Here is a 19,794-nt window from a genome sequence, read left to right as displayed (position 1 = left end):
ATGACCCTCCCTTCCACCCACAGGCTCGGCGAGCTGTCCTGGACCCAGGTCAAGGAGCTGGCGGAACGGGATCCGATCATCCTGCTGCCGATCGGCGCGGTCGAACAGCACGGCCCTCACCTGCCGATCCACGAGGACTCCATCGTGGCGGAATGGGTGGCCGACAAGCTGGCGAAGGAGAACGGGTGCTATGTCGCGCCCGCCCTCCACTACGGTCACTCCGGGGTCTTCCGTGGCTTCAACGGCAACCTCTCGTTGAGCCCGGCGACGCTGCGCGCTGTCACGTACGAGATCATCGAGGCCCTCGTGCAGTCCGGCTTCCGCCGCGTGATCATCATCAACAACAACGGCGGCAACGTCGGGCCCGTCATCGACGCCGGCCTCCAGGCACGTCATGACCTGGGCGTCCTCGTCGGCCACCTGTACCCGTGGCAGCTCGGCTACGCGCTCATGCGGGACGTGTACGACGACCCGGCCAAGGCGTACGGCCACGGCGCGGAGCCCGAGCACTCGGCGATGCTCGCGATGTTCCCCGACCAGGTCCAGAGCGAGCTGGCGGTCGCGGGCGGCCTGGCGTCGAGCAGCGGGTGGACCCCGACGAGCTACACGGAGGCGGCGATCCCGGGCCACGACGTGCGCGGGACCGTCCTGTGGGACTTCTCCGAGGTGAGCGCGACCGGCTGCACCGGCGACGTGAGCCTCGGCAGCGCGAAGACAGGCGAGATCTGGATCGAGCGAGTGATCGGTTTCTGCTCCGCCTACATAAAGGAATACGACCGGAACACCTCGGTGGACGCATGACACCCGTGGAGCCGATCCTCTCGGTCGAGGGGCTCTCGGTGGACTTCCAGATCGCGGGCGAATGGGTGCCCGCCGTCAAGAACGTCAGCTTCGCGGTCGCCAAGGGCGAGGTGGTGGCGCTCGTCGGGGAGTCCGGCTCGGGCAAGTCCGTCAGCTCGATGTCGGTGCTCGGCCTGCTGGCCAAGAACGCGCGCCGGCGCGGCAGCATCCGGTACGGCGACACCGAGCTGCTCGACCTCGGCGAGGAGGCCCTGCGCGACATCCGCGGCAAGCGGATCGCCATGATCTTCCAGGAGCCGATGACCGCGCTGAACCCCGTCTACACCATCGGCGAGCAGATCATCGAGGCGATCCAGTGCCACGAGCGCGTGCCGGCCGCCGAGGCCCGCTCGCGCACGCTGGAGCTGCTGAGGAAGGTCGGCATCCCGGAGCCGGAGTCGCGGATCGACAGCTACCCGCACCAGCTCTCCGGCGGTCAGCGGCAGCGGGCGATGATCGCGATGGCGATCGTCTGGTCGCCCGAGGTCATCATCGCCGACGAGCCGACCACGGCCCTCGACGTCACGGTGCAGGCGGAGATCCTGGAGCTGCTGCGCCGCCTGCAGAAGGATCTCGGCTCGGCGGTCGTGGTCATCACCCACGACATGGGCGTGGTCGCCGACCTGGCCGACCGGGTCGTGGTGATGAAGCAGGGCGAGGTCGTGGAGGAGGCCCCGGTCGCCCGGCTGTTCGCCGAACCCCGGCACGAGTACACCACCAAGCTGCTGTCCGCGGTGCCCCGGCGCGGCCAGGCCGAGCCGGCTCCGGCCGGCGGCGACACGCCGCAGGGCGCCACGCTGCGGGTCGCCGGGCTCCAGGTCGAGTACCCGGGACGGCTGGGCCGCAAAGGGTTCAAAGCCGTACACGACGTCAGCTTCGAGATCGGGAAGGGGAAGGTCCTCGGCCTGGTGGGCGAGTCGGGTTCGGGCAAGTCCACGATCGGCCGGGCCATCGTCGGGCTGGTCCGCGCCACGTCCGGCACGATCGAGATCTGCGGGCGCGACGTGACCGGGCTCGGCGCCAGGGAGCTGCGCGGGTTCCGCAGGAAGTACTCGATGGTCTTCCAGGACCCGGGGTCCTCGCTCGACCCGCGCCGGTCGATCGGCGACTCGATCGCGGCCCCGATGATCATCAACCGGTACGCGGGCCGCGCCGCCGTCCGCGAGCGGGTGCTGGAGCTGCTCGACCAGGTGGAGCTGCCCAGGAGCTGGGCCGGCAGGTTCCCGCACGAGCTGTCGGGCGGCCAGCGGCAGCGCGTCGGGATCGCCCGCGCGCTGGCGCTGGAGCCCGAGCTGCTCATCGCCGATGAGCCCACCTCGGCGCTGGACGTCTCCGTGCAGGCCACGGTGCTGCGGGTGTTCCAGGAACTGCAGGACAGGCTCGGTTTCTCCTGCCTGTTCATCAGCCACGACCTGGGCGTGGTCGAGCTGCTCTCGCACGACGTCGCCGTGCTGCAGCACGGGCGGATGGTCGAGCACGGCCCGGCCCGCGAGGTGCTGAACGATCCGCAGACGGACTACACCAGGAGGCTGGTCGCGGCGGCCCCGGTGCCCGACCCCGCCGAGCAGGCCGAGCGCCGCGAGCTGTGGCGGGCGATCGCCAGGTGATCACCTCAGGTGGGAGACCACCCGCTCGTCGGGCCGCAGGTGGTTGCGCAGGGTGCGTTCGGCGGTGTCGAAGTCGTGCATAGTCAGGGCCGCGAGCAGGGTGCGGTGCTCGGGGTTGATGACCGCCAGCCGGTCGGGGCGCGCCGCCACGGCGCTGACCCCGATCCGCTGGTGCCGTGGCTGGAGGCTGCTGAACAGGTCGGTCAGCACGGTGTTGCCCGTCGCCCTGACGAACGCGAAGTGGAAGAAGAAGTCCATCTTGGCGTGCTCGGCGATCGCGTCGCGCTCGCCCGCTCTGCACCGCGCCATCATGTCCGGGTCTTCCATCAGGTCCAGGTGCGCCGACAGCTCCTGCGGGATGTCGGTCTTCTTGTCGCACAGGATCCGGAAGCCGTGGATCTCGAGCACCAGGCGCATCTCGTACGTCTCGAACAGCTCGGCGGCCGTCACGCTGCGCACCTGCGCGCCGCGCCTGGGCAGGAGGTCGATGTACTTCTCGGCCGCCAGGCGGTGGAACGCCTCACGGACGGGAGTGCGCGACACGCCGGCCTCGTCGCAGACCAGCTTCTCTTCCAGGAAGGACGCCTCGGGAAACCGGCCGCCGAGAATCGCCTCGCGCGTCCATCGATAGGCGCGCTCGCCCGCGGTAGTCGCCGGCGCGATGTCCGGTTCCCAGTTCATGCCACCCCCACGCTCGTGTGTATACACAGCGTATATTAAACGTGAGAAGGAGTATCCGTTGCAGCGGAGATACGCCGCCTGGCTGTCCGGTCCGAGTTTCGCCGCAGGCGAGATCGTGGCCGACCTGGGCTACGGCGCGGTGGTCCTCGATATCGAACATGGCTCTTTCGACCTGGCCGACCTCGAACGCTTCATCCCGTTCCTCCGTGGTCTCGGTCTGGAGGTGCTGGCCAAGGTGCTCGGTCCCGAGCGGGGGCCGATCCAGCAGGCCCTCGACTTCGGCGCCACCGCCGTCGTCGTGCCCCACATCGAGGGCGCCGCGCACGCGGCCGCCGTCTGCGCCTTCGGGAAGTTTCCCCCTCGGGGCGACAGAAGCTTCGCGGGCGGACGAACGGCGCGGTACGGCGGGTTCGACGACGAGTGGATCGTACGCCAAGATCGCGAGACCCGCGTCTACCCGATGATCGAGGACGCGGGCGCCATCGAGGAGATCGACGCCATCCTCGCGCTCGACACGGTCGACGGCGTCTTCGTCGGCCCCAGCGACCTGTCCATCCGCCGCGGCCGGGGCGCCTACTCCCGCTCGGAGGGGGACTTCGCCGACCTCAAGATCGTGGCGGACGCGGCCCGCGCCGCGGGCAAACCCTGGGTGCTGCCCGCGTGGTCGCCGGAGGAGAAGGCGTTCGCCCTGGAGAACGGGGCCGACCAACTCGTCCTGACCATGGAGCACGGCGCCATCATGGCCGGTTTCAAGGCCGCGCTCGACCAGACCCACGAACTCACCCACTAGGAGATACGGCATGCTCGTCACCGTCGGACAGTTCAGCGCCACCACCGACAAGTCCGCCAACCTCGACGCCGCCACCGGGCTGATCGAGCAGGCGGCGGCCCAAGGGGCGCGGCTCGTCGTCCTGCCGGAGAACGCCATGTACTCCAACCCGGACGTGACGGCCGACATCGTCCCCCACACGGAGCCCCTCGACGGACCCTTCGCGACCGCGATCGGCGCGCTGGCCAAGCAGCACGGCATCGCCGTCGTCGCCGGCATGACCGAGGCGCCCGCCGGGGAGCACGGCAAGCCCAGCAACACCGTGCTCGCCGTGGACGCGAACGGCGACCTGCTCGGCGTCTACCGCAAGGTGCACCTCTACGACGCCTTCGGCTACCGCGAGTCCGACCGGGTGCAGGCGCACGCCCCCGAGCCGCTCGTCTTCACCCTGGACGACCTCACGTTCGGCGTGCTGACCTGCTACGACCTGCGTTTCCCGGAGATGGCCCGGTTCCTGGTGGACGCCGGGGCCGAGGCCTTCGTCGTACCCGCCGCATGGGTCGCCGGGCCCGCCAAGGAGGACCACTGGATCACGCTGGTCCGCGCCCGCGCGATCGAGAACACCGCCTACGTCCTGGCCAGCGGCCAGACCGGCCCCGTCTGCACCGGGCAGAGCGCGGTCGTGGACCCGATGGGCACGGTGGTGGCGTCGGCGGGCGAGGCCCCGGGGGTGGCGTCGGCCGTCATCGGCGCGGAGCGGCTGCGTTCCGTACGCGCCAAGAACCCGAGCCTGGCCAACCGCCGCTTCAAGGTGCTGCCCGCCTGAGCTCCGCCACCACTGCATCAGGAGTCGCGTCGCAGCGACGACAGCCCCCACAGCTCGGCGATACGTCCGTCACGCACGCGGAAGATCTCCAGCATGGTCGGTGGTTGCCGGCCGGGAATGCCGTGCACGCTCGTACGGACGGCGGCCGTGTCCCCTTCGACGACCATGTCCTCGACGACGACCCGGGCATCCGGGAATGTCTCGTGGAACCGTTGCCACGACCGGGTGACGCTCTCGGGCCCGGTCGTGTCCAGGGGGTGGCTGTAGAAGTCCGCGGTGAAGATCTCCGCCGTGGCGGCGTGGTCGTGGGCGTTGAACGCCGCGTACATGCGCCGGGCGGCGGCCCGCACGTCTTCGGTCATCGGCTCTCCTGCTCGATCATGTTGGTGCGGATGCGGCGTAGAACCCCCAGCACGATCTCCTGCTGCTGCGGGGTGACGCCATCGAGGAGCCGTTCCTGGTACGTCTGATGCGATCGCTCCAGATCGGCCGCGACCCGCTCGCCGGCGGAAGTCAGCGCAGACAGGGTGTAGCGGTTGTCCGCCGGGTCCAGGCGACGACCGACCAGCCCTTCGGCCTCGAACTCCTTGACCAGCCGGGTAACGCTCGCACCGTCGATGCCCAGCGTCCGGCGCAGGTCGCTGTGGCTGGTCTCGCCGTCCCGAGATAGACAGGGCGGCCCTTCGCTGCGTAACCGGATGTTCTACGGATGGTGAGGGGGAGGCTTTACTCGTGATTCGGACGACCACTATGGTGGTTTTGTCAAGATTCATTTACCTTTATGAGGTTGAAGCATGACTCGCACGAAGCTCGCATCCGTTCTCCTCGGCACCGCCGCCGCAGCCGCCCTGCTGCTGTCCTCGGCACCGGCCAGCGCGGCCTCCACCGCGACGAAGGCCGGCGCGGCGTCGGCCCGGGCTGGGATCGAGCGCGACAGCGTCAGTTGCTCCAAGCCCAAGGGCAAGTGGGCCAACTACTCCTGGGGCGAGGGCAACACGACCGCGACCATCTACTTCAACAACCACTGCAGCCACAAGGTCAGTGTCAAGATCATGTTCGTCAGGAAGGGCTCTGTCGGCGACAAGGCCGCCAAGTACCGCTGCATGACCGTCAACGGCAACACCAAGGGCAAGAAGAAGTTCTACGCCGCCGCCTACAAGCCGTACTCCGTGACCCGGGTCGCGCGCTGCTCCTGATCCGCGACCTCGGCCGGCATCCGTCGTCTCTCATCTCTGATCGCCAGGCGAGCGGCTGGCTAACCTTTTCTGGTGAGCTTCGGCAATTTCGCCCGTAGGGTGCGTGACCCTGCCTTGCCTTATCGGTGGCGGGTGTCTGCTTTCCGTTCCTGCGTGCAATTGCATCGGCCTCTCGGGTTCGAGGCGACGCTGAGTTTTCTCGAGTCGCAGGCGGGGACGTTCCAACGCGACGGGGCGGCGCTGCTCCGTGCTCTCGACATCATCGAGAGCAGCCGCGCCGCCCTGCGCGTCGAGCTAGAGGCTTATGCGACCAGGCGCCGGGAGGCCAAAAGGCGTGGTCGGCGGTCTCCGCGTGCTGGGGACTCCAATCCGAACCTTCAGGCTCGCTGGTATTGGTACGGCGCTCCACGGGAAGCGGCGCTGCACGCGTTGTGGTTCTGGCATCGGCGGCGCTTACCTTTCCTGCTGCCTTCCACAGATCCGGTTCTCATAGAGATCAGCAGCTGCGTCAGCGAGTGTCTGGATTCCGGCGGCGTACTCACGGCAGCGCGGCGCGAAGTCCTCGGTGGCCGGGTGCGCGAGCTTGAGCGACTTGGGTGCTCGGGGGATCTGCTGCTGGTCATTCGGCACATCGAGGTGGCATGCGGCCCGCCGTAGGAGCGCGGGCCGCCGGCCGCCTGTGGGAGCTACTGCTTACGCATCAGCAGACGGCCTTGGCGGAACTGCCGCTCGTCTTCTTGGGGCTCGCGCAGCATTCGTCCCACCTCGACGAAGCCTGCCTCGCGCGCCAGTTCGGCCAGGCCGTCGATCGGCCAGCGATAGGCAAGCGTCACCTTGTGATCGAATTCCATCACCGGCCCGCCCTCGGAGTCGAAGAATCCGAGCAGGAGGTAGCCGCCCGGGGCCAGCACCCTGTGGAACTCGGCGAAGTACGGCGGCAGTTCTTGCGGCGGAGTGTGGATGATGGAATACCAGGACAGGATGCCGCCCAGCTCCCCGTCGGCCAGGTCGGTGGCGTCCATCGAACCGACCTCGAAGCGCAGGTCAGGGTAGGCCTCACGGGCAAGCTTGATCATTACTGGGGACAGGTCGATGCCGAAGGCGTCCAGCCCCAGGTCCCGGAGGTGCGCCGTCATGTGGCCGGGGCCGCATCCGACCTCGGCGACCAAGGTCCCGGCACCGCCGGTCCGCACGAGCTCCGCGAACGGGGCGAGCGCCGCGCGGTCCAGGGGCTGGCGGTCGAGTGCATCATGGAAAAGCTCGGCGTACAGGACGGCGACGGCGTCGTAGGCCTCTGCCGTCGTGGTCAGGTAGGAGGGGGTTTCGGTCACGGTGGATGACTCTAGACCCTGGCCGACGCCGTCGTACGGCCGATGACGGCGGGCCTCGTGCCGGTTATGAGCGACCTTCCGGCCGTCGACGCTGCGGGCCGCCGGTGTCGAGGTGGTCCTGCCGATGGCGCGGGCGGCCAGAGCGCGCACGAGCTCAGCGGGATCGGCCGACCCCAAGGGCAAGATCGTCTTTGGGCGGTCCGGGTCAGCGGGGTGCGGCTTGTGGGGTGTCCCAGTCGAGGGGGACGCCGAAGGTCTCGTGGAGGCCGGTGCGGCCCGCGTCGGTGAGCTGGACGACCCGGCGGGCCCGGCCGCGGCGCAGCCAGTCGAGCGCGAACAGCCGGGTCGCGATGGCCGCGCCGAGCGCGCCGGCGAGGTGGTGGCGGCGCTCGCCCCAGTCGACGCAGTAGCGGATCGCCGGGCGCCGCCGGGAGAACTCCTCGACGTCGATCCCGAACTCCCCCAGCCTGCCGAGCGCCGCCGGGGTGATCCGGTAGCCGTTGGCGGCGGTGGCGAGCACGCCGCCCTCCACCAGCGCGGCCAGCAGCACCACCCCGAGCCGCCCGGCGAGGTGGTCGTAGCAGAGCCGGGCGCGCAGCAGCGCCTGGTTGCGAACGTCCTCCCGCAGCGACGTGACCGGCAGCGGCCGGGCGATCCTGGCCAGCTCCTCCAGCGCCCGCGCCACGTCGGTGCTGGCCAGGCGGTAGAAGCGGTGCCGGCCGTCGTGCTCGACGGTGAGCAGCTTGGCCTCGCGCAGCTTGGTCAGGTGGCCGCTGATCGTGGAGATGCTCACCCCGGCCTCGGCGGCCAGCGCGCTGGCGGGCAGCACGCCGCCGTCGGCGAGGGCGCGCAGCACCTTGGTCCGGGTCGGATCGCCGATGGCCGCCGCGACGTGCGCGATGTCGGCCTCCGTGGCGGTCTTCCACATGGTGCCAGTCTAGGACGACGACAGTTCGGCGTTCACCGTAGTAGTTCCGTCCCAGACTGGAACGCATGACGCGTACAACGAGAGAGCCGGCCGCGTCCCTCTCGCGGACCGCGGGCTGGTCGCCGCTGATCGCGCTCTGCCTTGGATATTTCCTGGTCATCCTGGACGTCACCGTGGTCACGGTGGCGATCCCGGTGATCGGCGCCAGGTTGCCCGCCGGGCTGACCGAGCTGCAGTGGGTCGTCGACGGCTACACGCTGGTGTTCGCCGGGCTGCTGCTGTTCTGTGGCGGGCTCAACGACCGGCTCGGCGGGAAGCCGGTCTTCCTGGCCGGGCTGACGGTGTTCACCGTGGCCTCGGCCTGGTGCGGGCTGGCGGCGTCGGCCGGTGCGCTGATCGGGGCCCGGCTGGTGCAGGGCGCCGGCGCCGCGGCCATGGTGCCGGCCTCGCTGGCGTTGCTGCGCGAGGCGTACCCGGAGCGGGGTGCTCGGGCGCGGGCGTTCGGCGTGTGGGGCATGGTCGCGGGGATCGCCGCCTGCGCCGGGCCGGTGCTCGGCGGCGTGCTGGTGTCCGCGATCGGCTGGCGGGCGGTGTTCTTCGTGAACATCCCGTTCGGCCTGCTCGGCGTCCTGCTCACCGTACGGCACGTCCCCGGCCGGACAGGGCGGGGACGTGCGGAGCGCAGGGGGCTGGACGCGCCGGCGCAGGTGGCCGGGGCGTTGTGCCTGGCCGGGCTGGCCGCGGCGTTGATCGAGGCCGGGGCGCGCGGCTGGGCCTCGCCGGTGGTGCTGGGCGGGCTGGCCCTGTTCGTGCTCGCGCTGCCGACGTTCCTGCTGCTCGAACGCCGGGCGAGCGCGCCGATGCTGCCGCTCGGCCTGTTCGCGAGCCGCCGCTTCTCGGCCTCGGCCGCCATCGGCGTGCTGCTCAACCTCGGCTTCTACGGCCTGCTGTTCGTCGTGCCGCTGTACTTCCAGCAGGTACGGCACCTCGACGCGATGGCGACCGGGCTGGCGATGCTGCCGATGGCCCTGATGCCGCCGATCGCCTCGCCGCTGAGCGGCTGGGTCGCCGCGCGCACCGGGCCGCGCCCGCCGATGGCGTACGGGCTGATCATCGGCGGGATCGGGCTGCTGAGCTGGCTGCCGGCCGACGCCGGCACGAGCTACTGGGCGCTGCTCGTACCGCTGATGCTCACCGGCTTCGGGACCGGTTTCACGATGCCGGCCGCCACCGCGGCGATCATGGAGGCGGCGCCGCCGGAGCTCGGCGGGGCGGCCTCCGCGGTGTTCAACGCCGCCCGTCAGACCGGCAGCGCGATCGGGGTGGCGCTGGTCGGAACGCTGGTCGCGGGCGGCGGTCTCGTGCCGGGCCTGCACGCCGACGTCGTCGTCGGCGGCCTCGGCTTCCTGATCGCCGCCGCATTGGCCGTCTTCGCCCTCCGCCCGGCGTAAGACCCGGTGGTCAGTGGCGCAGCAGCGTCAGGCTCGTCGTCCCAGAGTCGGTGTCAGTGGCAGTGGCGGCGTCACCACCCCCGACGGTGACGGTGAGCCGGGCCTGGCCGCCGATCGGGAAGGTGGCCAAGGGGGTGGTGTGGCCGACGTCGATGTTGGCCAGGACGGGGATGCGGCTCAGCGCCGGCTGGGTGGCGATGATCTGTTCCAGCAGCAGCCGGGACATGCCGCTGGCCTGCTGGAACCGTCCGATCGCCAGCCCTCGGATCTTCGGGGCGTCGGGAAGCTGCAGCAGCGACGTCAGGTCACGCGCGAACCTCGGCGGGTGCGACTCGAAGTCGTCCTCGACGATCAGGATCGCGCCGTCGAGGGACGGCATGTAGGGAGTGCCCCGCAGCAGGCTCAGCGTGCTCAGATTGCCGCCGACGATGCGCCCCTCGGCGGTGCCGGGCCGCAGCGGCCACCATCCCTCGTTGGGGATCAGTTCGCGCTTGTCCTGGTCGAGGAACCACAGATCGTCGCTCCACCGCGCCGCCGGGGTCAGCGCGACCGGAGCGGTGTCGAACATGACCGAGGTGAACCAGTGCAGGGTCTCCTCGAGGTGATCTCGCATCCCGAACGTCGACCAGTGCGGACCGGAGTAGGTGACCAGCCCGGTGCGGGCGAGGATGGCGTTCTGGAGGGCGGTGATGTCGGAATAGCCGCACAAGATCTTGGGGTTGGCGCGGATCAGGTCCCAGTCCAGGTACGGCAGGAGTTCGTTGCAGTTGTAGCCGCCGATGACCGTCAGGATCCCCGCCACCGACGGGTCCGCGAAGGCCTCGTGCAGATCGGCGACCCGGGAGGCGACGCTGGAGGAGTCGAACGCGTCCCGCTCATCGACGTGGGCGCCGTACGAGAGCGTCAGGCCGAGCTCGCCGAACCGGGACCTGATGAGGTCGCTGTGATCGTGCTCCATCACCATCGCGCGGGACCTGGCCGGTGCCACCACGCGTATGACGTCGCCTGCGTTCAGCTTGGGAGGAAAGAGCACATCCATGTGGCCGAAGCCTAACGCCGAGTTCGGCGTCGGGAACAATGGACCAAGCCACTCCACTGTTCCTCGACGCCGAGATCGTCCGCTGTCACCGAGAAGGTGCGCGCCACTTTCACCTGGCGCCGGCCGCGGTGTCAGCGGAAGAAACCCTCACTCCGACGAGGTGTCTTCCGACCACTCCGGGCCCTGGTTGTTGTCGCTCCAGGTGCCGTCGTTCTCCTGCTTCTGGTGGTCCTGGTGCTCGTGGTGGCGGTGCATGACGTTCCGCCGGCGCTCCTGCCTGTTGAAGTTGCGGTTGCGGTTCTCCACGTCCACGAAGACGCGCTCGCGCCCCTGACGGATGGGCCGAGGAATGAAGACGGGCTTCTCGTGGGTGACGACCCTCGGCGCGGCCTGCTGCACCACGCGGGTCACCTTACGAGGAGTGGGCGGCGGGCCGCCGGCCGCGGTCGCGGAGGCCACCCCCTGACCCAGTGGAAGAAGCATGACACCGGCGACCGCGCCGGTGATAGCTAGTGCTGCGAGCCGCCCTCGCGTCCGCCGACTGTTGGTGTTCACGTGTCTCGTTTCCGTTCATGGATAGATCGGTCCGGAACCTGGCATCCGCCATTTCGACGGACACTCAGATGGAACCGGACATACCCATACAGATATTCTCAGTTACCTCGTTAATCGCAAATAGCACGTCAAAGCCCAAGGGTCGTATGTAATCACGATTTTTGTGTTTGGGCCCATCTGTCCCAGGAGCCCCGAGCGATCTACCGATCGTTTCCGAATAAACGGGTGAAAGTTTCGGCTCCGACCGGTTCGTCCAGGTGCCGAGCCCCAGCTCAGCGGGGGTCCGGAAGCCCGGGAATCCGGGCTCGTTGACTAATCGCTCTCCGCCGGGGACCGTCCGTCGAGCTTCGCCCTGAACGGCGTCACCTGCACCGGCGGCGTCTCCACCCCCAGCCCCACCGTCACGCCGCCGCCGTCGTCGAACCAGCCGTGTGACCTCTACGCCTCGGGCGGCACGCCGTGTGTGGCGGCGCACAGCACGACCCGTGCTCTGTACGGGTCCTACAACGGCTCGCTCCACCAGGTACGCCGCTCCTCGGACAACACCACGCAGAACATCGGCGTCCTGAGCGCGGGCGGATACGACAACCTCGCGAACGCGACCGCGGCACCGACCACGATCAACGGCCACAAGGCGTACGGCGTGTTCGTGGCCCCCGGCACCGGCTACCGCAACAACAACACCAACGGCATCGCCAGGGGCGACCAGCCGGAAGGCCTGTACGCCGTCTTCGACGGCACGCACTACAACGGCGGCTGCTGCTTCGACTACGGCAACGCCGAGACCAACAGCCGCGACAACGGCAACGGCACCATGGAGGCCATCTACTTCGGCAACATCAAGGTCTGGGGCTACGGCACCGGCAACGGCCCCTGGGTCATGGCCGGCCTGGAGAACGGCCTGTTCTCCGGCGCGAACCCCGGCTACAACGCCGGCAACCCGACCGTCAGCCACCGCTACCTGACCGCCATCGTCAAGGGCGAGCCGAACCACTGGTCCATCCGGGCCGGCAACGCCCAGTCGGGCAACCTGTCCACCTACTACAACGGCGCACGCCCCAACGCCGCGGGCTACAACCCGATGAAGAAGGAAGGGGCCATCATCCTCGGCATCGGCGGCGACAACTGCAACAGCTCCGCCGGCACCTTCTACGAAGGCGTGATGACCTCCGGCTATCCGACGGACGCCACCGAGAACGCGGTCCAGGCCAACATCGTCGCCGCCGGCTACAAGTGACCCCGCCGCCGCTCCCGGCCCGCGCCGGGGGCGGCAATCCGGTGAGCGACGAAGCCCGGCGAAGCGGGGCTTTCGACTCAACTGCCAGATGGCTACTATCAGGCACCTATCGCCTAGTTGGGTGATTGTCACCGATTGGTGAGGAGAGTGTCCTGCACGTGGCTGGATGGGGCAGGGTCGGGCGACGGCGGACGGAGACCGTGGGCGACGGGAGCGCGTCGTCCCAGCCGCGGCGGCTGGCCGGTGTTCGCCGGCTGCCCCTGCGTACGGTGCTGCTCATCATCGTGTTCGTGCCGAGCCTGACCTTCACCCCGCTGCTGGCCTCGGGCATGTTCCAGCTGTCCTCCCAGTGGCGGGCCGAGAAGGCCCAGATGGACCTGGCCACCAAGACCGTCGGCGTACCCGCGTCCGACCTGTTCTTCAGCCTCGACAAGGAGCGGCGGCTCACCGCGGAGACGCAGGCCGACCCCGGTGGCGCCGCCCCGGCCAAGCTCGCCAAGCAGCGCGCGGTGACCGACCAGGCCGTGAGCGCCTTCCGCCCCCTGACGGCCCTGGACACCGGCAAGGGGCCGGAGGGGCTCGCCGACGCCATCGCCCGTACCGACCGCAGCCTCAACCTCCTCGACGAGCAGCGCCGGGCGGTGGACGCCGGTTGGGCCAGCCCGCAGAAGGCGTTCGACTACTACAGCGGAGTCATCGAGTCGGACCTGCGCGTGCTGACCGTCCTCAGCCACACCGACGAGGGCGAGGTGAACAGCAGCGCGCAGACCCTGGTCGACCTCTTCTGGGTCGTCAACGTGATCGGCCGCGAGGACGCCGTCCTGGCCCGCGGCTGGAAGTCGGGGCGCCTGACGAGGGACGAGTACGGCCTCGTCATGGACGCCGCCGGCACCAGGAAGCACCTCCTGAGGTCGCAGGTGATCCCCAGCCTCATCGGCGACGAGAAGCGGTACGAGACGCTGATGACCGGCAAGGCGTGGCAGACCATGACCGCCCTGGAAGAGCGGTTGACTCCGGCGGGCGGCAACCAGGTGACGCTGCGGGAGGACAGCGCCGCGTGGCGCTCCTCGGCGGACGCGGTCACCGAGCAGGTGACGCAGCTCCTGCGGCTCCGGCTCGCCGACGTCAGCAAGATCGGCTACGACCACGCCGGCATGCTCTTCGTGATCTTCATCAGCGTCACCAGCGTCGGCCTGCTCGCCCTGGGCCTGGTCATCTTCACGAGCTGGCGCCTCACCTCCATCCTTCGCCGGCGCATCCTCCACCTGCGCGAGGACGCCCATGAGCTCCAGGAGCGGCTGCCCAAGGTGGTCGCCCGGCTGGAGCGCGGCGAGGACGTCGACGTGGACGCCGAAGTGCACATGCTCGAGCCCACCCCCGACGAGCTCGGCGAGCTGGGGCAGGCCCTCAACCTGGCCCGCCGCAGCGCGGTCTTCACCGCCGTGCGGCAGGCCGAACAGCACCGCGGCTTCCAGCGCATGCTCCAGCGCATCGCCCGCCGTACCCAGATCCTCATCGGCCTGCAGCTGAAGAAGCTCGACGAGCTGGAACGCAAGCACGAGGACCCCGAGGTGCTGGAGGGCCTGTTCGACCTGGACCACCTCACCGCCCGCCTGCGCCGCTACGAGGAGAACCTGGTGATCCTCGGCGGCGGGCAGCCGCAGCGCCGCTGGCGCAAACCGGTACACCTGCTCGACGTGCTGCGCTCCGCGCAGGGCGAGGTCCAGGACTACCGGCGGATCTCGATCGACGTCGAGGGCGAGACCTGGGTGAACGAGCGCGCGGTGGGACCGCTCGTCCACGTCCTGGCGGAGCTCATGGAGAACGCCACCACCTTCTCCAAGCCGATGACCCCCGTCGAGGTGCGGGCCGCACCGGTCAGCCGGGGCGTCGCCGTGGAGATCGAGGACCGCGGCCTGGGCATGGAGGCCGAGCAGTACGCCGCCGCCAACGCCCTGATGAAGTCGCCGCCACGGCTCGACGTGATGACCCACGCCGACGACGTCCGGCTCGGCCTGTACGTGGTCGCCCGGCTCGCCGCGAGCCTGGGCCTGCAGGTGGAGCTGCGGTCGTCGGCCTTCGGCGGCACCCGGGTCATCGTGCTGCTCCCCGAAGCGCTGGTGGTGGACCGTCCGCAGGTGGTGCCCGAGGAGGCCGCTCCGGCGCCGGAGGTGACCCGGCCAGAGCCTCAGCCGCAGAAGGAGCCGGCGGCTCCCCGCGAGGACGGGCAGTTGCCGACCCGCACCAGGGGGCGCGCGATGGCGTACGTGACAGCGCCCGACGGGATCCCGGACGACGCCCTGCCGCCGTCCGCCCGCCGGCCGCTGCCCCAGCGGGTGCGCCAGGCCAGCCTGGTCACCGAGCTCAAGGTCCCGGCGAACAGGGATGAACAGACCGAACAGGAGGCCTGGGCCCCACGCGAGCAGCCCAGCCGATCCAGTGCGACAATCGGCGCGTTCCAGAGGCAGTCTCGCAGGCGCCGGACCGGTGATGACGCCTTCCAGCCCCGGCCGGACGGATCCCCCGAGCCCGGTTCACCTACGACGGAAGATCGATGATGACGCAGCGAACCACCGCCACCAACGCAGACCTGGACTGGCTCCTGGACGGCCTGGTCGATCAGGTCGCGGGCACCCGGCACGCCATCGTGCTGTCCGACGACGGCCTGGTGATCAGCCGGTCCCGGTCCATCGAGCGCTCGGACGCCGAGCGCCTCGCCGCGATCGCCACCGGCCAGCAGAGCCTGGCGCGCGGCGTGGGGCAGCTCTTCAGCGGCGGACCGGTCCAACAGGTCATCATCGAGATGGCCGAGCTGTGGCTGTTCATCACGATCGCCGGCCGCGGCACCCATCTGGCCGTGGTCGCCTCCCAGGAGGTGGACGCCGAGCTGATGAGCGTCGCGATGCACACCCTGGTCCAGCAGGTCGGCCAGAAGCTGGGCACCGACGCGCGTACCCCGCAGGCCGATGACGCGGGGAGACGCGGATGAAGCACTGGACTGAGGGGTTCGACGACGATGACGCCGACGAGCCCCTTGTCCGCCCCTATACGATCACCGGCGGACGGACCGCCCCCGAGCGGGACGACCTCACACTGATCACGCTGGTGACCTCGATCTCCGGCGGCTCTTCGCAGACCGGACGCGGGCTGAGGCGCATGCAGCCGGAGCACCGCACCATCTTGACCTTGTGCGAGCGGCCGCTGGCGGTGGCCGAAGTCGCCTCAGCGCTGAACCTCCCGGTGTCAGTGACCAAGATCCTCATTGGCGATCTGATCGAGAACGGTCAGATGCGGGCCCGGCCACCGCTGGCCTTCGCCCAGGCGGGCGGTGCTCCTGATGTGACAATTCTTGAGGCGGTGCGGGATGGCCTACGCAAGCTCTGACCAGGACGACGCTCCCCTGGCAGTGAAGATCCTTATCGCCGGTGGGTTCGGCGTCGGGAAGACGACCATGGTCGGCGCGGTGAGCGAGGTCGCCCCCCTGCGTACGGAGGAGTACCTCACCCACGCCAGCGTCGGCGTCGACGATCTGGACGGCGTGAGCGGCAAGTCCACCACCACCGTCGCGCTGGACTTCGGGCGCATCACCATCAACCGTGACCTGGTGCTCTACCTGTTCGGCACCCCCGGGCAGGAACGCTTCTGGTTCATGTGGAACGACCTGGTCCACGGGGCCATGGGCGCGGTCGTCCTGGTCGACACCCGGCGGCTGGACGTGAGCTTCGCGTCGATCGACTTCTTCGAGAGCCGCGGCATCCCCTTCGTCGTCGGCGTCAACTGCTTCCACGGCGTCAAGGACCGGACGCAGGAGGAGATCCGCAAGGCGCTCGATCTCGACCCGCAGGTGCCGCTGGTGCTCTGCGACGCCCGCGACCGGGCGGCGGCCCGCGACGTGCTGCTCGCGCTCATCGACCACCTACTGGCCGACCGGTCCCGCACCGCACCGCACCCCGTGGCCTGACGCCCCGCCAACTCGGGACCGGTGCCGGGCGGCGGTCGATGCGGCGGCGGCGCAATGGCCACCCCCCGCGACCGGAGAGTGGCCATTGACGTCACACTTTCAGTCGCAGTGTTCGAAGCCACTGGTGTAGGAGCTGCTGCCGACCGAGCCGCCCCACTTGACGCATTGCCCGGCCGCGTCGCGCCTGACGGGACCCGCGTAGTAGTCGTAGCTGCCCGAGTCGGTCGTCCTGCTCTCGCCCTGCGGCTCCAGCAAGGCCGACACCGCCGTCGCAGAGCCGAGGTTCGTCGACTTCAGCGTCACGACGCAGTTGTAGCCGTTACCCGAGTTGTAGAGCAGGTACGTGCGGCCACCCGTGAGAGCGGCCGAGTCGATGACCGAGTAACCGCTGCCGCAGACCTCCTCGGGGGTGTAGGGGTTGCTGCTGCCGCAGCCGTTGCTGCTGGTGATGGCCTTCTTCTGGCCCAGGGACACCGTCACGCCGTCCACGGTCGGGCTGGTGTCCATCGCGCCGGTGGAGGTGCGCTGCTCGTAGTGCAGGTGCGGCGCGTTCGAGCCGCCCGTCGAGCCGACGGTCCCGATCACGGTGCCCTGGCTGACGCTCAACGTGCTGCCGGCCGACCTCACCATGGTCGCCAGGTGGGCGTAGCGGGTCCTGGTGCCGTCACTGTGCCGGATCTCTATCCACTTGCCGTAGCTGGTGCTTCCCGCGTCGTTGAACGTCGCGGTGCCCGCCGCGGTGGCACGCACGGTCTCGCCGTTGATGTCGTCGCCCCCGTAGTCCTGCCAGTCGATGGAACCCGACGGGTTGTGGGCGGGGGTCCCGATCCAGTTGTTGGCGTAGAAGGTCTTACCGCAGTTGAACGGGCTCTTGTGAGACACAGCCAGGACACTGGCGTCCTGCGCTGAGGCGGCCTGGGGAATCAGCGCCGCCGCGACAGTGACCAACAGGACAGTGATCGCGGGTCTGAGGGCCTTGGGCCAGGTCGGCCTGCCGATTGTGGGCATGCTCACCTCTCTGAACAGGTGCGTGCTGGGGGGATATGGTTGGGCACCCGGTTCCAACGGCGTCGATTAGCGACATGTCAGCATTTCGACACCTCACCGCCCGTGGGGGAGGGCGGGTCGATCATGAAGATATCCTTGAAAGTTCTCTTCATCAATCTCTATGGAGGTGAAATTTTGCGGCTCTTCAACTCGCCGTCAAGTACTTATGAAACCGCAAAGGTGAGCCTCCTTTATGTATGCCCAAAATTATAAATTTGGTCATCTCCTATTTAAAGACCCTGGGGCGTTGGCCCCTCCTTCGCGAGCCCCGCGTGCGATGACCGGCCGGCACCCCGGTTGGATGAGGCGCATGACTGCGCATGACATCGCTCGCGTTCTCCCCGAGGTCCCCGTGCTCCGTGACTTCTGCCGGTCCGTGGCCGTGCTGGAGGCCATTCTGAGCCCAGACTGGGCGAGCCGCCGCCACTCCTTCGACGCCGGTTGGGCCCCAGGAGAGGAGATGGCGTCCATGCGGAACGGTTCCGGAGACGAATACTCCATCGTCTTCATGGCGGGCGGCGCTTACGTGCGCGGTTTCGACCACGAGGCGGCGATGAGCCCCTACGGGAACGACGGGCCGTGGCCGGGAGTGCTCGACTCGGTGCCTGATGTCTTCCGCCGATGTGTGGAGGAGCCCGCGTTCCGCGACAAGGACGGCATGCCCGTCGTGACCGCCTGTCTCTGGCGGGAGGCCGGCGACGACGCCTGGCGAGTGGGCGAGATCGACTATCCGGACGGCGCGCACGACCCCGACGGGTCGGCCCACCTGTTCGCGCTGCTCGTGGATCCGACGCCGGAGGCGTTCCAGCGGTTCGCCGAGGACTACTACGAAATGCCAGTGGACCTCGACGCGATACGGCACGTCCATGCCTTTCGCCCCCTGACGCAGGCGGTCGTCACCACGTTGAACGCCGACCTCACGCTGGAGGACCTCGCCGAGGACCTCGCGGAAGCGCGATATCCGTCCTGGACCTAGCCGTACCGGCCGTTCGAGGCCGGGCGGAGGGCGGCGGTGATGTCGTCCGCGAGCCGGTCCACCTCGTCGGTGGCAAGGGTCGAGACGGTGAGGCGGATCGCGGGCGGCGTGGCGACGCGGTTGCGGGCGCCGGGCGCGGCGGCCCAGCCGCGGGCGAGCAGGCGGGTGATCGCGGCGGCCTCGTCCGGGACGGGGACCCACACGTTGAGCCCGCACCGCCCGTGCGCCGGGATGCCGCGCCCGGCCAGCGCCGTCACCAGGCCGTCCCTGCGCCGCGCGTACGAGGCCGCCACCGCGGCGGTGTCCACCGCGCCCGTACGCCAGAGGTGCGCGACGGCGCGTTGCAGCAGGTGACTGACCCAGCCCGCGGCCAGGCGCTGGCGGCCGCGCAGCCGGCCGAGCGTGACCGGGTCGCCGGTGGTCAGGGCGACGCGTAGATCGGGGCCGAACGCCTTGGCCGTCGAACGCGTGAGCACCCAGCGCTGCGTGACGCCCGCCAGCGGGTGCAGGGGAAGGTCCACGAAGCCGGACCCGTGGTCGTCCTCGATGAGCAGCACCCCCGGGTACGCCCCCAGCACCTCGCGCAGGGCCCCGGCCCGTTCGGCGGAGACGGCGGCGCCGAACGGGTTCTGGGCGCGGGCCGTGATCACGACGGCTCGGACCCCGGTCCGCAGGGCGCGGGCGAGTTCGTCGGGCAGGGGGCCTTCGTCGTCCACCCGCATCGGCACGGGACGCAGCCCCATGACGCCGACCAGGTCGAGCAGGGCCGTCCAGCTCGGATCCTCCACGGCCACCGCGTCGCCGGGGCGCAGCTGGGCGGCCAGCACCCGTTCGACCGCGTCGAGGGTGCCCGAGGTGATCGCCAGCGGGCCGGCCGGTACGCCGTCCGCGCGCAGGCGCTCGACGGCCAGGGCGATCAGCTCCTCGTCGTCGCCCGTCCCGTACATGGCGGGCCGCTCCTCGTGCGCGCGGGCCGCGGCGGCGAGGGCGTCCCCCAGAGGTGGCAGCAGGGCCGGGTCGGGGTTGCCCGTGGACAGGTCGCGCGCGCCGGGAGGCACCTCGATGCGAATCTCCTCCCGGAACGTGCTGGCCGGGCGCGGCCTGACCCGCGTGCCGCGCCGACCGGCGGTCTCGATGACGCCGCGCTCGCGCAGCAGCCGGTACGCGGCCGCCGCCGTGTTGGGGCTGACCCCGGCCCGCGAGGCCAGCTCGCGCACCGGCGGGAGCATCGCGCCTGGTGACAGCCGTCCCTCCGACACGGCGGCCTCGACCCCGGCCGCAAGCTCGCTGGCCGTTCCACCCACGATCAGGTACTTTTCTGACACAAAATCTATTATGTACTAATACAAA

The 19,794-nt window shown here is 69.7% G+C and carries 22 protein-coding genes; 13 read left to right on the top strand and 9 right to left on the bottom strand.

Annotated elements, in window-relative coordinates:
- Both H4W80_RS35885 and H4W80_RS35880 read left to right on the top strand, forming a co-directional pair.
- Positions 1-801 (top strand): creatininase family protein, encoded by an 801-nt coding sequence (locus tag H4W80_RS35885; protein ID WP_192789119.1) that lies wholly within the window; start codon positions 1-3, stop codon positions 799-801.
- Positions 798-2,447, top strand: a complete 1,650-nt coding sequence (locus H4W80_RS35880) for an ABC transporter ATP-binding protein (protein ID WP_225963844.1) — start codon at positions 798-800, stop codon at positions 2,445-2,447. The genes H4W80_RS35885 and H4W80_RS35880 overlap by 4 nt, the downstream gene beginning before the upstream one ends.
- On the opposite strand, the gene H4W80_RS35875 is transcribed toward H4W80_RS35880, so the two are convergent.
- Positions 2,448-3,128, bottom strand: coding sequence for a GntR family transcriptional regulator (locus tag H4W80_RS35875; protein WP_192789118.1), 681 nt, complete (start codon positions 3,126-3,128; stop codon positions 2,448-2,450).
- Positions 3,129-3,186: 58 nt separating this feature from the next.
- Here H4W80_RS35875 and H4W80_RS35870 point away from each other — a divergent pair, with 58 nt between their 5' ends.
- Complete coding sequence (locus H4W80_RS35870) at positions 3,187-3,918, top strand: HpcH/HpaI aldolase family protein (protein WP_225963843.1); 732 nt, start codon at positions 3,187-3,189, stop codon at positions 3,916-3,918.
- 10 nt (positions 3,919-3,928) lie between these two features.
- Entirely contained in the window at positions 3,929-4,723 is a 795-nt protein-coding gene (locus tag H4W80_RS35865; RefSeq protein ID WP_192789117.1) for a carbon-nitrogen hydrolase family protein, read from the top strand.
- 17 nt (positions 4,724-4,740) lie between these two features.
- Here H4W80_RS35865 and H4W80_RS35860 read toward each other — a convergent pair whose 3' ends face one another.
- Positions 4,741-5,085, bottom strand: coding sequence for an ester cyclase (locus tag H4W80_RS35860; RefSeq protein ID WP_192789116.1), 345 nt, complete (start codon positions 5,083-5,085; stop codon positions 4,741-4,743).
- Positions 5,082-5,423 (bottom strand): MarR family winged helix-turn-helix transcriptional regulator, encoded by a 342-nt coding sequence (locus H4W80_RS64710; protein ID WP_192793944.1) that lies wholly within the window; start codon positions 5,421-5,423, stop codon positions 5,082-5,084. The genes H4W80_RS35860 and H4W80_RS64710 overlap by 4 nt, the downstream gene beginning before the upstream one ends.
- Before the next feature lie 94 nt (positions 5,424-5,517).
- On the opposite strand from H4W80_RS64710, the gene H4W80_RS35850 reads away from it, so the two are divergent.
- Both H4W80_RS35850 and H4W80_RS35845 read left to right on the top strand, forming a co-directional pair.
- On the top strand, positions 5,518-5,919 hold the full coding sequence (locus tag H4W80_RS35850; RefSeq protein ID WP_192789115.1) for a hypothetical protein: 402 nt from the start codon (positions 5,518-5,520) through the stop codon (positions 5,917-5,919).
- A 72-nt stretch (positions 5,920-5,991) separates the two neighbouring features.
- A complete protein-coding gene (locus H4W80_RS35845) occupies positions 5,992-6,576 on the top strand; it encodes a hypothetical protein (RefSeq protein ID WP_192789114.1) in 585 nt (194 codons plus the stop codon).
- A 29-nt stretch (positions 6,577-6,605) separates the two neighbouring features.
- Here H4W80_RS35845 and H4W80_RS35840 read toward each other — a convergent pair whose 3' ends face one another.
- On the bottom strand, positions 6,606-7,250 hold the full coding sequence (locus tag H4W80_RS35840) for a class I SAM-dependent methyltransferase (RefSeq protein ID WP_192789113.1): 645 nt from the start codon (positions 7,248-7,250) through the stop codon (positions 6,606-6,608).
- A gap of 205 nt (positions 7,251-7,455) precedes the next feature.
- The gene (locus H4W80_RS35835) at positions 7,456-8,178 is read right to left on the bottom strand and encodes an ArsR/SmtB family transcription factor (RefSeq protein ID WP_192789112.1); all 723 of its coding nucleotides are present in this window, start codon (positions 8,176-8,178) and stop codon (positions 7,456-7,458) included.
- Positions 8,179-8,243: 65 nt separating this feature from the next.
- On the opposite strand from H4W80_RS35835, the gene H4W80_RS35830 reads away from it, so the two are divergent.
- Entirely contained in the window at positions 8,244-9,629 is a 1,386-nt protein-coding gene (locus H4W80_RS35830) for an MFS transporter (RefSeq protein ID WP_192789111.1), read from the top strand.
- A gap of 10 nt (positions 9,630-9,639) precedes the next feature.
- On the opposite strand, the gene H4W80_RS35825 is transcribed toward H4W80_RS35830, so the two are convergent.
- A complete protein-coding gene (locus H4W80_RS35825) occupies positions 9,640-10,668 on the bottom strand; it encodes a S66 family peptidase (protein WP_192789110.1) in 1,029 nt (342 codons plus the stop codon).
- Positions 10,669-10,815: 147 nt separating this feature from the next.
- A complete protein-coding gene (locus H4W80_RS35820; protein WP_192789109.1) occupies positions 10,816-11,151 on the bottom strand; it encodes a hypothetical protein in 336 nt (111 codons plus the stop codon).
- Positions 11,152-11,575: 424 nt separating this feature from the next.
- Here H4W80_RS35820 and H4W80_RS35815 point away from each other — a divergent pair, with 424 nt between their 5' ends.
- From H4W80_RS35815 to H4W80_RS35795, 5 genes are all read left to right on the top strand, one after another.
- Positions 11,576-12,460, top strand: a complete 885-nt coding sequence (locus H4W80_RS35815) for an arabinofuranosidase catalytic domain-containing protein (RefSeq protein ID WP_225965627.1) — start codon at positions 11,576-11,578, stop codon at positions 12,458-12,460.
- A 158-nt stretch (positions 12,461-12,618) separates the two neighbouring features.
- A complete protein-coding gene (locus H4W80_RS35810) occupies positions 12,619-15,018 on the top strand; it encodes a sensor histidine kinase (RefSeq protein WP_318787221.1) in 2,400 nt (799 codons plus the stop codon).
- Positions 15,015-15,449 (top strand): roadblock/LC7 domain-containing protein, encoded by a 435-nt coding sequence (locus H4W80_RS35805; RefSeq protein WP_378526851.1) that lies wholly within the window; start codon positions 15,015-15,017, stop codon positions 15,447-15,449. The genes H4W80_RS35810 and H4W80_RS35805 overlap by 4 nt, the downstream gene beginning before the upstream one ends.
- Entirely contained in the window at positions 15,446-15,844 is a 399-nt protein-coding gene (locus tag H4W80_RS35800; RefSeq protein WP_192789107.1) for a DUF742 domain-containing protein, read from the top strand. Before H4W80_RS35805 ends, H4W80_RS35800 begins: the two co-directional genes overlap by 4 nt.
- Positions 15,825-16,421 carry a GTP-binding protein gene (locus H4W80_RS35795; RefSeq protein ID WP_192789106.1) on the top strand — a complete coding sequence of 199 codons (597 nt, stop codon included), beginning with the start codon at positions 15,825-15,827 and terminating at the stop codon, positions 16,419-16,421. Before H4W80_RS35800 ends, H4W80_RS35795 begins: the two co-directional genes overlap by 20 nt.
- Before the next feature lie 99 nt (positions 16,422-16,520).
- Here the strand turns inward: H4W80_RS35795 and H4W80_RS35790 are convergent, their stop codons facing one another.
- Positions 16,521-17,303: a M23 family metallopeptidase gene (locus H4W80_RS35790; protein WP_318787220.1), complete on the bottom strand. Its 783-nt coding sequence runs from the start codon at positions 17,301-17,303 to the stop codon at positions 16,521-16,523.
- A gap of 475 nt (positions 17,304-17,778) precedes the next feature.
- Here H4W80_RS35790 and H4W80_RS35785 point away from each other — a divergent pair, with 475 nt between their 5' ends.
- Entirely contained in the window at positions 17,779-18,444 is a 666-nt protein-coding gene (locus H4W80_RS35785; protein WP_192789104.1) for a hypothetical protein, read from the top strand.
- On the opposite strand, the gene H4W80_RS35780 is transcribed toward H4W80_RS35785, so the two are convergent.
- Positions 18,441-19,769, bottom strand: a complete 1,329-nt coding sequence (locus tag H4W80_RS35780) for an aminotransferase class I/II-fold pyridoxal phosphate-dependent enzyme (protein ID WP_192789103.1) — start codon at positions 19,767-19,769, stop codon at positions 18,441-18,443. The two genes, H4W80_RS35785 and H4W80_RS35780, sit on opposite strands and share 4 nt — an antisense overlap.
- Positions 19,770-19,794: the final 25 nt, after the last annotated feature.

Origin of the sequence: Nonomuraea angiospora (genome assembly GCF_014873145.1) — a bacterium.
Taxonomy (GTDB): Bacteria; Actinomycetota; Actinomycetes; order Streptosporangiales; family Streptosporangiaceae; genus Nonomuraea; species Nonomuraea angiospora.
Note: the sequence above shows the minus strand (reverse complement) of the source record. Positions and strands in the feature narration are given on the sequence as shown.

Excerpts from the sequence above, each read along its gene's own strand:
- H4W80_RS35885 (WP_192789119.1), top strand. The coding sequence starts at position 1 with ATGACCCTCCCTTCCACCCACAGGCTCGGCGAGCTGTCCTGGACCCAG.
- H4W80_RS35800 (WP_192789107.1), top strand. The coding sequence starts at position 15,446 with ATGAAGCACTGGACTGAGGGGTTCGACGACGATGACGCCGACGAGCCC.
- H4W80_RS35835 (WP_192789112.1), bottom strand. The coding sequence starts at position 8,178 with ATGTGGAAGACCGCCACGGAGGCCGACATCGCGCACGTCGCGGCGGCC.
- H4W80_RS35795 (WP_192789106.1), top strand. The coding sequence starts at position 15,825 with ATGGCCTACGCAAGCTCTGACCAGGACGACGCTCCCCTGGCAGTGAAG.
- H4W80_RS35820 (WP_192789109.1), bottom strand. The coding sequence starts at position 11,151 with ATGCTTCTTCCACTGGGTCAGGGGGTGGCCTCCGCGACCGCGGCCGGC.
- H4W80_RS35805 (WP_378526851.1), top strand. The coding sequence starts at position 15,015 with ATGATGACGCAGCGAACCACCGCCACCAACGCAGACCTGGACTGGCTC.
- H4W80_RS35875 (WP_192789118.1), bottom strand. The coding sequence starts at position 3,128 with ATGAACTGGGAACCGGACATCGCGCCGGCGACTACCGCGGGCGAGCGC.
- H4W80_RS35825 (WP_192789110.1), bottom strand. The coding sequence starts at position 10,668 with ATGGATGTGCTCTTTCCTCCCAAGCTGAACGCAGGCGACGTCATACGC.
- H4W80_RS35860 (WP_192789116.1), bottom strand. The coding sequence starts at position 5,085 with ATGACCGAAGACGTGCGGGCCGCCGCCCGGCGCATGTACGCGGCGTTC.
- H4W80_RS35865 (WP_192789117.1), top strand. The coding sequence starts at position 3,929 with ATGCTCGTCACCGTCGGACAGTTCAGCGCCACCACCGACAAGTCCGCC.
- H4W80_RS35830 (WP_192789111.1), top strand. The coding sequence starts at position 8,244 with ATGACGCGTACAACGAGAGAGCCGGCCGCGTCCCTCTCGCGGACCGCG.
- H4W80_RS35785 (WP_192789104.1), top strand. The coding sequence starts at position 17,779 with ATGACTGCGCATGACATCGCTCGCGTTCTCCCCGAGGTCCCCGTGCTC.
- H4W80_RS35880 (WP_225963844.1), top strand. The coding sequence starts at position 798 with ATGACACCCGTGGAGCCGATCCTCTCGGTCGAGGGGCTCTCGGTGGAC.
- H4W80_RS35850 (WP_192789115.1), top strand. The coding sequence starts at position 5,518 with ATGACTCGCACGAAGCTCGCATCCGTTCTCCTCGGCACCGCCGCCGCA.